The following is a 15,305-nucleotide window of genomic DNA, read 5'->3' on the forward strand; positions in this document are numbered from 1 at the left end:
CTGATCTTTATCTCATCTACAAAATTTCAATCTATCATCCAAACCAAACCGGGTTTATCCCCTGTGAGATTCCATATTGATTTATCCCAGGAAAGAGCCTTGGCAGCATCTATCGGGGTGCTCATCGTAGAAAGACCATTGTAACGGTCGGCACCAAAGTTTTGTGCTGCGTAGTTGGGTATTTGTTCATCTACGATAGCAGGCGTATTGGCAGAAAAACGACATTCCATATTCGGATTCGCATAGCAATTATTAGCCTCATTCTTGTTAAAGCGTCCGCAAATTCTTCCCGACTTGGGTGCACCGTTAGAGAATAATTTCTGGTTCCAAGCCACACAATGTGTTACGGTGATTCCTGTCGCCTTGTTAGCAAATCCCATAATACCGCCTACCTGGTTTTGAGCGGAAACCTCGCAATCGGAATAACAATAAGAGATCACAGCTGTCGGACTAGGATCTACAAATCCGGCAATACCACCCGCAGGATTCGCCACTTTCATCGGGAAAGCTTGTGCGAGACCTGAAGAATAACACTGCGTAACGATAGAATATAACATACGTCCAACGATGCCTCCTACACATGATTCAGTCACAATATCCCCAGTGGAAGAGCATTGAGAGATCGTTGCTCCGCCTCTCGTTTCCCCACAAATACCGCCGGCGCACCATACGGCAGTAATATCCGTTGCCGATGTACACTGATGAATTTTACTATCTGCACCATGAAGTCTTGCACAGATACCACCAGCCTGACCGTTATCCCAGGCAGCCGCTCCCGTTCCCGAAGTTAAAGAAATCGTACCGGATACCCGAACATTCTCCACGATACCCGGAGAAGTAGCAGCTCCCACCTGTCCGGCAAGGATGCCTGCCATCTTTGTATTGGCTGTAATCTGCGCATTTTCAAAGTTTATATTGGAACACTTACCAACCAACAATCCAAAGAATCCCTGATTAACAGAAGAGGAAGTATTTACTTTCAGATTACGAATCGTATGTCCGCCTCCATCCAATACAAGTTGTTTGGAAACCGAAGTCTCTATCGGTTGCCAGTCTACACCTTGCAAATCAATATCATTCTCTATCTTGGCATAGATCGTCTTACCATCTTTGAGTTTCTCTCCGAGAGTTATCAAGTCGCTCGTTGTCGCCACGGTATAAGGGTTGTCGATTTCTCCCTGTTTCTGTTGCAGGAAGAAAGTCATTGTACTTTTCTCTTGATTGACTGCAAGATCGTCGGAAACCAGTTTCAAACCGAGAACGTATTTCTTTGATCCGTCAAGCGTACCTAAATCATGGAAGCGCAAATTTACCATACGCAGGACATCGTCCCCCTTAAAATTAAAATTACTTCCATCCAGATCATAATATTCCACAGGTAAGAGGTGATATTCTTCACCAAACTCTTTGGCATCGACAACAGCCAATTCCGCCTTTGCTTCTTTTTCGCAATGGCTTTTCTCCACCATAATGTTATATTGGTATTCCGGCTCATCCAGATATAAATCATATTTGCCTGTCTGATAAAGCGACAAGGTAATATTGGAATAGGTAACTTCAGCCTTTTCCGGCTGTGTCAGATCCATGACTTCACCACATGCTATCAACGAAAACGCCATTAATGACGCTACAACAGGAATGTATCTTTTCATAATATCTTTCTTTTAATTATTAAAAACAGGGATTACCATACCGACATTATCTCCTGACAACCAAACTTTATCTCCGTCTATACGAACTACCTCCATCTCCATCCCTTCTTTGAGGAAAGAAACTCCTTGGAATGAGAATTCAGCCTTTATCTTTTGACCGACAGCCGTGGGCTTCCCGTCAAACTTCACATGAATGTATTTGCTTTGATCCGAATTTTGCAGGCGATAAGTCAACCGTTTAGGATTAATTGCAGCCTGAAGTTGTTCCTGCTCTGTAAAAGTACAAATTCCATCCAAACTATAAAACCCAACTTCGGTATATCCTGTTATATTCTTCTTATCAACCCCGTTTTCGGCATATTCCGTCTCCGCACAAGAGGTGAAAGCCAACAAACATACCAACACTACATATATTACTTTCATAAGCGAATAAATTTAAGATAATTACTTTCTAACAGTTGTCGACAATATTTCTACTGACCCATCCTTATAAGTCACTTCGGCGGTAAGTATTTGTCCGTTCAGGTTCTTATTCACTATATTGATTTCCTGTCCATCCAGCTTTACTTTATAAGATAAGACATCATCCGGCAAATTTAATAGTTGTACTAACATATATTCATCCACTTGTTGATATTTCAACAAAGGAAACTTTCCTGTTACAGACTTGGTCTTAACATCATCCTTCCACAACACGGCATCATCCGATTTCAGCAATGCTACATGGTAGGCAGTTCCGGGAACAAGATTTTCAACCAATGTATAGTCATTCTCCGAATCAAGCGACCGACGTGCTACCTCTGTTCCATTTTCATCTGTTACTGACAATATACCTGTTTTATCGGCTCCATTTCCCCAACGAATGAACAATTCCCGTTGTCCTCCGACAAGGCTGGAAACAGCCAATCCATCCCGAGCAGCGATGAAATCGGGATACAGCAATGGATTGGGATTGTAGAATCCGTCTGCATCCAGTCCTAAATAACGGGAAAAATAAATTCCTCCAAGTTCCCACATTTCAGTCTTCGCATCGTAAACAGCTCTCGCTCCACCGGGAACCACACTAAAACGTCCGGTAATGGCATACGTATCATATTTCTTGAACACCTCATAAAAAGTTTTATACCAATTCTTCGGATACCAGGAATAACTCTCAAAAAGACTCTTGAACTCGGTTGCACTGACTGGTGTACCGGCATTAGCTTTTTCGGCTATCAGATTAAGGTATTCGTAAATTTTCATCCCGGCCGTATAACCATGCTTGGTTCCCCATTCTCCCAGTGCGTCGGCTACATGAGGATTTAAAGCACGTACCATAGAGAATTCCGTGCAAATCAGTTTCTTTGTTACACCATATTTATCGCGGATAATACGGAAATCATCTTCCGCTTGGTTGATTTTCAATGCGTGAACGTGTAAGTCGAGCCCTACAACATTAGGATTGTTATTAACCACAGAGACTACCGCAGGTACCGTTTCGCTCTTCGGCAATTCGGATACACGGTTCAATGCTCCGGCATAAATATCAAATGTCCATCCATTAGCCTGTTTCCAGGCAGTCAGCCGATTGGCAAACTCATTCAGAAATGCCCGATAATCCTCACCGTCCGCATGACAAAGATCGGTATCCAATGCATTCTCCCATTCCGGTTCGTTACCCATGACAAGTATTTCAATATTCTTCGCCATATCATAGGTTTTCAGTAATACTTCAGTTGCCTGAAATATGTACTCCATCTCCTTAGTTCCTACTTTGGGAACCGTGTCGGTATATAATTCAAAAGGTATTTTCAGGCTCAATATAAATTTCACACGGTCGCCCAAGGCTTTCTTGGCCTGAATAAATTTCAATGTAGGAATATGTGTCCTGATGGCATTTTCTTTCACACCAACAATCTTCCCGTTTTCATTCTGAAGAAACAGATTGGGGATATTGACAAATCCTCTCACCCAAGTCACTTTCGACTGTTTCAACATCTCTATTTCCGTAATCGGGTAATCTATATTTTCATTATAGTTCGCCCCCAAATCCTGCGCCTTTGTTCCCATCGAACATAAGAACAGCAATACAAACATTAAAAAAGCTTTCATTTTCATATACATACTTCAAGGTTAATTGTCCGACATCGAACAGAACAAAGGTAGAGAAATAAACTCCGGTAGAATAGAACGATTGTTTTATCAACGGGATTTATGTTCAGAATAAACATTTGACCTTATTTTAATGGTTCTTCTTCTACTTCACTGCGATAATAACCGTCCACTTCAGCAAAGAAATTCTGCTTCAGGGAGTCCAGAAGTTCGGGCTGTTGTGCCGCCATATTCTGTTGTTGAGTCCGGTCGGCTTTTACATTGAATAATCCGTATTCACCCAGATTACCTAATTCATTTCCGGTCAGGTTTCGTTCGGAACCTTTATAAGGAGGCATCATAATCCAGTCGCCCGAACGATAAGCCATACGCCCTTGCGCTTCCAGCACTACATCCTTGCGGGCATTCTGTTCTTTTCCAAAGAAAGCATCCAGATAGTTCCGACTATCCAAACCTTCCGGTAAATCGGCATGTATCATCGAACCCAGAGAAGCAAGAATATCTACCTGGCAAACCAGTGCATCGGACACGACCGGCTGAATCTTTCCTTTCCAATAAACAAACAGAGGAATATGCGTACCACCGTCGAACAAACTATATTTACCTCCGCGCAGACCTCCTGCAGGAAGATGATCGCCTGCCAGTTCGGGAGCACCGTCTTTGTAACCGTCATTCAGAACCGGCCCGTTATCGCTGGAGAAGATAATCAGTGTCTTTTCCAACAAGCCTTCTTTCTTCAAGTGGGCAAGCAGTTCGCCGACACACCAGTCTGCCTCAACGATGGCATCGCCACGAGACCCCATCGTTGTTTTGCCCACAAATCGCTGGTGGGGAGCACGAGGTACGTGAGGTTCGTGTAAGCCATAATACAGGAAGAAAGGAGCACCTTTGTGTTCAGTAACAAAGTTCTTTACCTTATCTACAAAATAGTCGGCCATATCCTCGTCTTTCCAACGGGCTTTCTGTCCGCCTTTCATATATCCGATACGGGGAATTCCGTTTACTATAGAGTTATTGTGTCCGTGTGCCCACTGCATTTTCAGCATCTCCGGATGAGAGATGGCAGTCGGTTCGCCTTCAAAATTATGCTCGTAACTTACTTCGATGGGGTCAGCCGGATCGAGTCCTACTACATCGCCGTTTTCCACGTAAACCGTCGGGACACGGTCGTTGGTTGCTGCAATCAGGCAAGAATAGTCGAAACCGATTTCTTTGGCACCCGGTTTGACGGTTTCGTTCCAGTTGACATTGCCGTCTCCCATCCCCAAGTGCCACTTTCCGATAGCTCCGGTCACATAACCGCATTGCTGCATCATCTTCGGCAAGGTAAACTGATTTTCATTAATGATAAGAGGAGCATCTCCCGGCAGGATTTTTGCATCCTTATTTTTCCACGGATACATTCCGGTCATCAAAGCGTAACGACTGGGAGTGGAAGTTGCCGAAGTGGCATATCCGTTCATGAAACAAACTCCGCCATGAGCCAGACTGTCGATATTCGGAGTATGAATCGTAGTAGAGCCGTAAGCGCTGACATCACCAAATCCCAGATCATCGGCAAGAATCACAATCACATTCGGCTTTTCTTCTACGCGCTGTGAGGTACAACCTACTAAAGACAACGTAGGAACTAGATAGATTATCTTTTTCATAATATTATGTAGTTAATAACGATGCAAATTTAGCCACCACTTATTTATTTATGTAGAACAAATGTTTAATAATGGGGAGAAATGTCCATCCTGCAACTATTCCAGAGAAATAAGGTATGAAAATGCGTGTGATGAATTAACTCGAAATGATAGCATAGGCCTGTCAATGTTCTACTTTTAATATTCTACAGGAAAATAGCCAGTTAGAAAGTAGCAAACTAGAAAATAAACTGTATAAATAAACGCATGAGCATACAAAAAACAGTCTAATATTGCATAAAGCCAAACAAGATATACATCTTTCTCTATTCAGGAACCGTTCATTGCCTTAAAACCAACGAAGTGTTCCTCGGTGTGCATCGACTTGTTCCTCACCGAGGAAGCTATCGTTCCCCGGTGAAGAAGATAAAAATGGACTATTAAGAAATATTTTCTCCCTAGTTTATCATAATATATTGGAAAAGAGAAAATAATAAAATGATTGGTTATTCAGGTATCTACTCTCCAAATAACAAAAAGAATCAAGAATCTATCACAATTCGATTAGTATATTCTCAAAACAGCGAAAATAGAGAATCACGTAATTACAAATGCATGGCATTTTCCGGCTTTTCTTTACCAAACTGCGATTTATGTCCTTCTCCGATGATTAAATATTCCTTTTTTAAGAATCATCGTTTTTTAAGGGAGGCTATATAGTTTGGAATAGAGGTTGTGCTTAACAATAAAAACTGTAATAGTATACACAATAGTTCGTTAAGTTTTGAATTAACAAATAAAAAGTAGGTCAAGTCCTACCGATTCATTATATTAAGGTTTTCGACATCTTTAATAATCATGAATCTGAACGAACTTGACCAATATTTGGAGCTAATAAATAGTGTGCTGCTTAAATCGGCGGTAAAGATAAACAAATGGCGTGAGAAGTTTATGCTTGAAGTGTTACTTTTACATTTGATTATCCCGGGTCGGATTAATTTCCTTCAACTGGGTCGTTATGGTCGCTTTGGTGAACAACGCTATCGTCAGCAGTTTGGTCGCAGGTTCGACTGGTTGTCCTTTAATGCCAACTTGGCAGGATCTCAGATAGGTAATCGTGTTGCGATTGCTTTCGATCCGAGCTATATCAGCAAATCGGGTAAATGTACTCCCTACCTTGGGCGTTTTTGGTCGGGTTGTGCCAGGATGGCTAAACGTTGTTTGGAAATCTCCGGCATTGGTCTCATTGATATGGACCTTCATACCTGCTTCCATTTGGAGGCTGTTCAAACACCACCGGCAAAAACACTGGAGCAAGTCAAATACACATTAATAGACTGGTATTTACATGTGCTACGTACCCGCAAAGAAAGACTTCTGCGACTGACAAACTATGTGGTTGCGGATGCCTACTTCTCCAAATCCACATTTGTAGATGGTGTACTTGAAATGGGATTTCATGTAATCAGTCGATTTAGAGATGATGCCTATTTCCGGTATCTCACCACAGAACAGCCTACAGGTAAAAGAGGGAGACTGCCATCGGCCCAATCAAAGCAATCCTACCTTTCTTCTTCAAAGGAAGAAGATTATCCGTATTTTTCAGTAGAACAAACGTTTCGACAGCAATCTCTCGTGCCACAGCACGATGAGCGGTCGTATACAGCTCGTTTTCACCACGCAACGTATCACAATATTTATATGGGTCGACAAACAAGCCCAATTTATACTTTGTTTCCAGCACACGCCTACACGCAGCATTAATCTGTTCTTCTGCCACTTTTCCTTCCGCTATAGACTCTTCCAACGTATTCAGGAAACCACAGGAAACCATATCCATATCCGTACCCGCCAGCAAAGCACGCGCAGCGGCTTCTTTCAAAGGAGCAACTCCGTGGGCATCCATCTTGCCCAACGCATAATAATCTGTCATCAATAATCCTCGAAATCCCACTCATTTCGAAGCAAATCAGTCAGCAACCATCTGTTGGCAGTAGCCGGGATAGCATCCACAACATTAAAGGAACTCATAATACTGCCTGCACCTGCATCAACAGCGGCACGATAGGGAGCAAGGTATTCATTATACATACGCAAACGGCTCATATCAACCGTATTATAATCACGCCCTGATTCACTTGCACCATAAAGAGCAAAATGTTTCGGTTCTTCTTCAAATTTGGTGGTAGTTTTTTCTTCGTTCATTTGGCAAATTCAGTTAGTGCCTATATTTTCTTATGGAAGTGAGTCGAGGAGCAAAATGATCATCAATATCGCCCATATATTTGCCATTTATCCCGAATGTGCCTCGAAGTGCATACCGATTCAAATGGGGGGGGTACTAAAGTATAATGCTCTTGGATACCATCGTCAAAAGTAAGGCTCACTGCGGCTTGGAGATCACCCCAAAAATCGGCTACACTTACAGTTTGTGACTTGATAAGAAAAAGAAAAAAGATTGTCATGCAGAGAAACTGCTTATTTCTTGTTACCAAGTACTCCGTTCTACAATCTGACATAACACTGATAGTTTTTGTTTTTTATGATTAGATACGAATCAGTAGTTAAAAGTTAGGTTTCGATTTACATTTAACTACCAATTCACATTAATGATTTACTTTAAATAATATTCTTTAGTTAGGACATTACCAGACTCGTCAATCCATGAAATAACATAATTTCCTCTGAAACCACGAAATTTTATTTGTCTACAGCTGTCAACTTTTATCACTCCTTTAGTCTTCCACTCGTGATTGATCAATTCATTCAAAGCATGATACGCTTGTTTGGGTATCATGTCTTTGGTGAATAGCCCGGAAACACCGGTCTCATCCACTGCTCCACATCCGTCGACTACGTTCCACCATGTGATGCCCATCATTGGCTCAAGGCTAAACCACAGTCGATACAAATTCCGGGTAATTACAGCCTGTATTTTCTGTCCACGTTTATTGTTGTTAGGAGAAGTGATGGTTATTTCACTCAAATGAACAGGCAGTCCTGTCGCTGCCAAACGATTTATGACACTTCTCACTTGTTGAGGAGACTGAATATGTTTACCCGCAGCAATATCCAAGCATTGTTGTGGGTCGAACAAATGCATTTGAGAACCAATTACATCAATTTTGGCTCCCCGTTTTATTAAATCCCTAACTTGGGAAGCATATTCCGGTCCTGTCCAATAATCATTTATATTTAGTTGCACCCCATCCGGGAAAAGTGATGAAGCTTGTTTGAAACTGTTATAAGTATAGTCCCCCGGCATAATGCCATAACGGGAACTCAAACAAAGCTTACTATTTGGATGCATCTTACCTTTAGCATAATCTACCGCACTCTCATTCACGACATCCCAACTGCCGATACGCCCGCCATAATGTCTGGCAATTTCCTGCATACGTTTCTTAAACAGTTCTTCTAATTTTCTGGAGAACCGCGGTAATTTGGTTTGTAATTCATCTGGAGATATTTTTTGATAATTATCATTGTATTTCTCCTCTCCAAAATAATAATCATCAGATTCGACGTATGCAGTCACGAGCTTGTTAAATTCTTCACGTTCCTTTCCTGTTAAATATTTTTTAAGTATCCAATTGGGGAAATGTGCTTTCCGAAGTCCCCAGACTAACGGATGTCCATGGATTGCTATCCCTTTGGCGATACAAAAATCGACAATAGGATCTGTAGCCGGACGTCGCCAATGTGGTTTTGATTTAGGGTCACCCTGTTGGTTCCAATATATTTCTGTATCCCAATACTCTTCTTTGAACCGCAATCGATCCGGCTCTGTTTCAAACGCTTTCCAATAAAAAGGAATAGTAGCTCGATTAAACAAAATACCAAACAAATCTTTGTATTTCTGATTATGCTCTTCCGTTCCTAACTGATTGAAGTTAAATATACTGGCTCCGAATATGAAATCATGTGACACTTGTTCGATTTTCACTTCTGTTCCCTCGTTTACTTCCGGCAATTCAATTGTGGCGTTCGCTTTTCGATATTCTTCTATATCTCTATCTATACACGCTTGAACACTGTCATTCCAGATTTCCCAATATAAATCACTCATTATTTTCTCTTTATCTTCGCTGGCATTTTTAGGAAAATCACTTTGTGCATATATACCTGGCAGGAAGAATAAAAAGAAGACAAACAAAATAAAATTTTTCATTATTGCTTACATATTATGTTAATTAAGAGCATAGGCTCGGCTGCCTTTATGCTCTTAAAATAGTATTGATTATCATTAATTATATTGTCCGTTCATCCTAAAAGGCATTATCCACAGGAGTAAGAACAAATGAGAATTCATAATCCATATATTTTACATGATATTGTGACAACGGCCACCCACCCCAGCTGTTTACACATCCTAATCCCATTTGTATTTTATCAATACAAAGATTAGTCAGGTCGGCCTTTCTCACCTCGGGGAAATGCCTTTGGTCTTTACTCCATCCATCATCTAAAGACTCTATCGTATAATGAAGGGCAGAGGCCGAGAACGGAGCCCCGGCTACAATTTGCAAACCTCGTCCTGCTACATTTAGTTGCTTCCACCAACGAATGTCTGTTTTTGTCCCGGTTTCTTGCGGACGAATATAAGGATAAGGCTGCTCTGTAACACATTGATGATAGATTCCCAAGTCACTACTATGATTCCGGTCACAATAATTTTCAATAGGACCACGGCCATAATATTCAATCATTTCAAAATCTTCCGGCATTTGCATTTGCATACCAAAACGAAATAATGGTGGAGTCTTACTTTGCGGATTGACCGACATCCTTTGTGATACCTTTAAAGCTCCCTGATTATTGATGACATAAGTAAGATTTAGTCGGGCAGAGACATTCTTCATCTCGTAATCGGCATATATCATTACCTGCTCATTTCTTGTTTCCCATTTCAAAGAATCAAGCTTTATACCAGGGTTCTTCCATACTGAAAGTTTGCGATGTAGATTAGCTCCCATATCGTTGTCAGTAGGGGCACGCCAAAAGTTAGGGGTTAATGCAGCACCCTCATCCATCAATTCCAGACCTGCTACTTCATAACGAGTCAGATACCCTGTATGTTTGCTGAACTCCAAATGAAAGTTGTCACCGTTTATATGCAGATAATTCCTGTCGTTATCCCGGATTTGTGGAACTTCAATTATTGTATTGACAGTCTCTACATTTTTCAATTCCAGAGCAGGAGCCTTATATGCATTCAGTACAAGCTGATCTTTAGCGACAATATGTCCGGCCGGAAGCAGACCTTCCCGTTTCTTCAAACGATAAGCCACATTGAGTAACCGTTCTCCACATTTACTATCGCCTAAGTCCAATGTGACTTTTGCTTTCTGTCCGGGAGCGACATTCAATGTTTCTACAAATCCTGTACGCACAGTTTCGCCATCCGCCAATACAGCCCATTCCATATAATAGGCAGAGAGGTCTCGAAAGAAGTTTTCGTTATGAATGTTGATTTCACCTTTGGTTACATTGCTTAGAGTAGTCCATATGTTTTGATAAAAATACCCGACTTCATGCATGTGAGGATTAGGCGCACGATCAGGGCTGACCAAGCCATTGTCACAGAAATTATTATCTGAAGCATCGTATTTGCTAAAGTCACCCCCATAGCCATAAATACCCTCTCCTTCTTTGTTTTTCCAATGGCAGGACTGATCTGCAAAATCCCATATAAATCCACCTTGTAAATGAGGGTGTTTACGGATAAGTTCCCAATATTCTTTAAACCCTCCCATTGAATTACCCATGGCATGAGCATATTCACACTGAATCATCGGTTTTAGCAAACCACTACGTTTAGCGTATTTTTCCATTTGAGCATAATCTGCATACATCGGGCAATACACATCTGTAAATTCATTTCCGTCTGCTTGTTCGTATTGCACGGGACGACTTGTGTCTTCCGCCTTTATCCAACGATACGCAGCTTCAAAATTCGGTCCGAAACCCGCTTCGTTTCCTAATGACCAGAAGATGATACAAGGATGATTAAATCCACGTTGTACATTGCGTTGGTTTCTTTCTAAATGAGCCTTCTTATAGTCCGCACGTTTGGCTAATGTTCCATTTCCTCTATAATCCATCCCATGGGACTCTATATTAGCCTCAGCCACTACATAAAGCCCGTATTTATCACACAAATCGTACCATAAATTTGCATCCGGATAATGACAGGTACGTACAGCATTAATATTAAATTTCTTCATTATCTGTATATCCTGTATCATTCGTTCCTGTGACACCACAGCCCCGTCGTCCGGGTCTAATTCGTGACGATTGACCCCCTTGAATAATACCGGCTTGCCATTGATCAAAATCTGCCCGTTCTTCTGTTCTATTTTGCGGAAACCGACTTTCACGGGGATCACTTCATTATTCTCTTGCAAAGTCGCAAGCAACGTATAGAGATAAGGCGTTTCTGCTGTCCATTTCCGAGGATTCTCTACATTCATTACAACAGTATTGCTTCCTTTTACTATTCCCTTTGCTACAGTCCGTCCGGCTATATCTTGTAAATCCAGATTAACGGTACCATTGCCCTTCAGGCTGATTGACACATGCAAAGCGCCGTCCTCATAGTTACTATCCAAATCCGGAGTCACACGAATGTCATTAATACGTTTCTTGTTGCGGGCGTACAGATAGCAATCGCGCCCTACACCGCTATAGCGGAAAAAATCCTGGTCTTCCAGATACGATCCGTCACACCAGCGGAATACTTGAAAGGCAATCAGATTCTTTTGTCCAGGTTTGAGGAAAGGAGTAAGGTCGAATTCCGCTTCCAGCTTACTGTCTTCACTATATCCTACATACTTTCCATTTACCCATAAATACATATTAGAAGTGACAGAACCGAAATGAGCGATGATGTCTTTTCCTTTCCAAGAAGTTGGAATAATGAATTCACGGCGATAGGAACCTATATGATTATTCTCAACAGGCAATTGCGGAGGGTTGTTTTGAAACTGGTTCCGCCAGGCATAACCGTGATTAACATAAATCGGGACTCCGTAGCCGTTCAGTTCCCATACTCCAGGTACTTTTAACTCCTGCCAGCCCTTGTCGTTAAAGTCCGTTTTCCAAAAGTCGACAGGACGAGAAGTTGCATCTTTTACCCAGTTGAATTTCCAAAGTCCATTCAAACTCATATAATTAACAGACTTCTCTTTATGACCTAGTAAAGCTGTTTCCTCTGATTCGTATGCAAAATAATTGGTATGCATAAACGTTCGGTTAACAGCGTTTACTTCCGGATTCTGCCATTCGTCAAATGTTTGGGCGTTAGCATTAATTATTCCCAATGTAAATAGACCTATAATATAATTTTTATTCATTACTGTATTTCCATTTTATTTATATTCGAGCCATGTCGTTGCAACACATTTACTATCTGTCCTGAATCTAATCCAGCGTGCCTGGACAGCTGGAGGGAAATGGTGTATGAATGACTCACCGGGCGCAATATCAAAATGCTTGTACTCCATCCAATGACCATCCCCTGTCGGGTCCATTTCTACGTAAAATCTGACCGGTTGGAAAGATTTGTGAGAAATATTCAGAATACGCTCATCATAAAATCCTATCAAGTAGGGATCGGAATACTCGTCTGCCTCAATTTGTGCATCTACCCATGGTCCACCGCTTCCCACCGGTTTTCCCAGCTCCCACAGGTCGTCAATGGTTCCAGCCCAAAGCGTGAGTTTTTTATCGTCAGACACCACCATGCGTTTATTGCCGCAATCATTGGCATTCATACCTGACAGAATCAATAAGCCACGATAAGAAGCATAGTCGTTAATTCGTAATTTGTGGGAAGATATCGGTCGGATTTTTGCAAAGCCGTCCGCATTTTCAGCTGGTAATTCATAAAATGTGCCATGGCAATTGAACAAGTCACGTTCTGTTGCCACTTCCCGACAAATTCTCAATTTGTTTTGCTTTGTCAGAGTGGTAAACTCATTCTTGCCCAACGGCAATCTCCAGCGACGTTCCTTGTCATCTATAATCAGGACGGATCCGTCTGATACAACCATTTCTCCGGCATTTATTTCAAAATTTCTTCGGATATATTCTACAGTCTTTATGTCATTTTTATTTTCCAGTTTCATGTCTCCAGAAAGTTCATAGTATTTTTCCCCTTCTGACGTTCTCGCTAAAATGCCCAGGCAACGACGATTATCACCCAGGCAATATAACGTCCCTTCCGAAACGGGCTTTTCGTTCACTCGGGTGATGCCCTCAAAAATGGCAGCGGAAGATATAGTTCTTTTCTCGTTCATCGCAAAAACAAAAGTGGCGCTTATAACAGACGTCTTATCTGTAGATATACGAATCCACTCTCCTTTATCTTTCGGAGTAAAAGTTACTAAAGAAGAGCTCTTCGGGTCTATACTCTTAGAGCATAACACAGTCCACTGTCCATTTCCTTGCACATCTACCTCAAAAGTCAGGCAAACTTTATCTTTGCTATCATTACGAACCCATACACATCTGTTATCCCAACCATTAAACAAAAACGGATCACTCGTTTGTCCGGCAACTACAGTGTCGTTCATCCAAACAGAACCGGATGCATTTGTAGGCCCCAATTGATCAATACGTTCCGGTGAGACAAACCACAAATTGGAATTAGACTGACCGGGACCACCAATATTTCCTTTTATCTTTCGCTTGTTCAAAAAATCTTTCTGTGCCGTATCGTCACATCCGAACACAATACGGTCATGCCAACGAGTAAAATCACCGACTACTTTCAAGTAAGATGAACGCGGGAATATCCCGGACGTATTATTTATACAAAATGTTTCGGGAAAATGCCAAAACATACCATGCATTGTCATCAAATAATCCGGATTATCCTTTGTTCCTATATTCCGGATACGTGGCCATTCTGTGTTCCAGCCGTGTGCACCGTCATAAGAATTGCTTGCTTTAGGAAGCCGAAAGAATCTCCATTCTCCTTTTTCCCGTAGAGCAAGAAGTAATGATTTATAATCCCAGCCTGTAGCCCAAACCGGATCTGTTTCCGGATGTGGATTACCGTAAATTCCACCTGGGCCTGTTACTTCTGTAAACTGATTACGGCGTATTACTTTCCAGTCTTTTCCGTTCCATTCCGCCAAACATCCTGCAGGTATGTTAAATTTCTCCAGTGCTTCGTGGGTTGCTTCTCCGTTGTTAGAGAAAACCAATACTCCTTGTCCACTATACAACCCCTTACCATGTGCGCCGGGGAGCAAGTCATTAGTCGGATTAATATCTGTGTCATCATGCATTCCTCCGTTCACATCCGGATAAAGGGTATTCGCCTTTAGTGTATTTACATCTATTTCATAGAATCCTTCCTCCATAGTAGCGATATACACTTTCTCCGCCGGATTAGATAAATGACGTGCAACGCCGGTGTAACGGCCTTGCGCTTCTTTATATGAGATAACACGTACATTACGGTTACTGTCTATAGCGTAAGGACCTATAAAAAGTTGGTTGCTTTCGCTATGAATTAATCGGTTGGCAGAGGTCCCTCCCACACTTTCTGCACGTGCGCGAACTCCAAGTGTGTCTGTGATTTCATAAAGTTTGTCACTGGACCCCCATGGTAAATGAGGCCCGTAAGTAACAACCCATAACCTGTTTTGCCATGGAACGATTGCTCCTGTGCCACACTCTCCTTCATTATTATAATATGCAAGGTGCGGGTAAATCCCGCTATAACAGGGTTTGTGGGAGTCTGTCACGGAGTTCTGCGGACGGCAGGAAACAAGAACGACAAACAGCAACAACAGGTTGCCTTTGATAAGATATTTATTCATTACTATATTATTACATATTACAAAATCAAATGGTGGACATGTATATCCAGTGTGCTGAAACTATACATAACAATATACTGGACACATACATCCACCAA

Annotated in this window: 7 protein-coding genes and 2 pseudogenes; 1 reads left to right on the forward strand and 8 read right to left on the reverse strand. The window is 41.7% G+C overall.

Annotated features, from left to right (window positions below; genetic code table 11):
* Positions 1-26: 26 nt before the first annotated feature.
* The 4 genes from HMPREF9010_RS21590 to HMPREF9010_RS21575 form a co-directional block, all read right to left on the reverse strand.
* Positions 27-1,652 carry a DUF1735 domain-containing protein gene (locus tag HMPREF9010_RS21590; RefSeq protein ID WP_004317375.1) on the reverse strand — a complete coding sequence of 542 codons (1,626 nt, stop codon included), beginning with the start codon at positions 1,650-1,652 and terminating at the stop codon, positions 27-29.
* A gap of 12 nt (positions 1,653-1,664) precedes the next feature.
* Positions 1,665-2,075, reverse strand: coding sequence for a hypothetical protein (locus HMPREF9010_RS21585; protein WP_004317373.1), 411 nt, complete (start codon positions 2,073-2,075; stop codon positions 1,665-1,667).
* A 21-nt stretch (positions 2,076-2,096) separates the two neighbouring features.
* A complete protein-coding gene (locus HMPREF9010_RS21580; RefSeq protein ID WP_008646829.1) occupies positions 2,097-3,755 on the reverse strand; it encodes a hypothetical protein in 1,659 nt (552 codons plus the stop codon).
* A gap of 113 nt (positions 3,756-3,868) precedes the next feature.
* Positions 3,869-5,395 (reverse strand): sulfatase-like hydrolase/transferase, encoded by a 1,527-nt coding sequence (locus HMPREF9010_RS21575; RefSeq protein ID WP_008646831.1) that lies wholly within the window; start codon positions 5,393-5,395, stop codon positions 3,869-3,871.
* Positions 5,396-6,325: 930 nt separating this feature from the next.
* Here HMPREF9010_RS21575 and HMPREF9010_RS26835 point away from each other — a divergent pair.
* A pseudogene (locus HMPREF9010_RS26835) lies at positions 6,326-6,865 on the forward strand (transposase); the annotation flags it as partial.
* 46 nt (positions 6,866-6,911) lie between these two features.
* Here HMPREF9010_RS26835 and HMPREF9010_RS25135 read toward each other — a convergent pair.
* The 4 genes and pseudogenes from HMPREF9010_RS25135 to HMPREF9010_RS21555 form a co-directional block, all read right to left on the reverse strand.
* Positions 6,912-7,537: pseudogene (locus HMPREF9010_RS25135) on the reverse strand (glycoside hydrolase family 3 N-terminal domain-containing protein); the annotation flags it as partial.
* A 451-nt stretch (positions 7,538-7,988) separates the two neighbouring features.
* Positions 7,989-9,545 (reverse strand): endo-1,4-beta-xylanase, encoded by a 1,557-nt coding sequence (locus HMPREF9010_RS21565; RefSeq protein WP_008646838.1) that lies wholly within the window; start codon positions 9,543-9,545, stop codon positions 7,989-7,991.
* Positions 9,546-9,642: 97 nt separating this feature from the next.
* Entirely contained in the window at positions 9,643-12,729 is a 3,087-nt protein-coding gene (locus HMPREF9010_RS21560) for a glycoside hydrolase family 2 TIM barrel-domain containing protein (protein WP_008646840.1), read from the reverse strand.
* A gap of 15 nt (positions 12,730-12,744) precedes the next feature.
* Entirely contained in the window at positions 12,745-15,207 is a 2,463-nt protein-coding gene (locus HMPREF9010_RS21555) for a hypothetical protein (RefSeq protein WP_008646842.1), read from the reverse strand.
* Positions 15,208-15,305: the final 98 nt, after the last annotated feature.

Source organism: Bacteroides sp. 3_1_23 (assembly GCF_000162555.1).
Lineage (GTDB): Bacteria > Bacteroidota > Bacteroidia > Bacteroidales > Bacteroidaceae > Bacteroides > Bacteroides ovatus.

Bases quoted from the DNA above. Each gene is read 5' to 3' on its own strand.
- HMPREF9010_RS21590 (WP_004317375.1), bottom strand. From the start codon at position 1,652: ATGAAAAGATACATTCCTGTTGTAGCGTCATTAATGGCGTTTTCGTTG.
- HMPREF9010_RS21585 (WP_004317373.1), bottom strand. From the start codon at position 2,075: ATGAAAGTAATATATGTAGTGTTGGTATGTTTGTTGGCTTTCACCTCT.
- HMPREF9010_RS21580 (WP_008646829.1), bottom strand. From the start codon at position 3,755: ATGTATATGAAAATGAAAGCTTTTTTAATGTTTGTATTGCTGTTCTTA.
- HMPREF9010_RS21575 (WP_008646831.1), bottom strand. From the start codon at position 5,395: ATGAAAAAGATAATCTATCTAGTTCCTACGTTGTCTTTAGTAGGTTGT.
- HMPREF9010_RS21565 (WP_008646838.1), bottom strand. From the start codon at position 9,545: ATGAAAAATTTTATTTTGTTTGTCTTCTTTTTATTCTTCCTGCCAGGT.
- HMPREF9010_RS21560 (WP_008646840.1), bottom strand. From the start codon at position 12,729: ATGAATAAAAATTATATTATAGGTCTATTTACATTGGGAATAATTAAT.
- HMPREF9010_RS21555 (WP_008646842.1), bottom strand. From the start codon at position 15,207: ATGAATAAATATCTTATCAAAGGCAACCTGTTGTTGCTGTTTGTCGTT.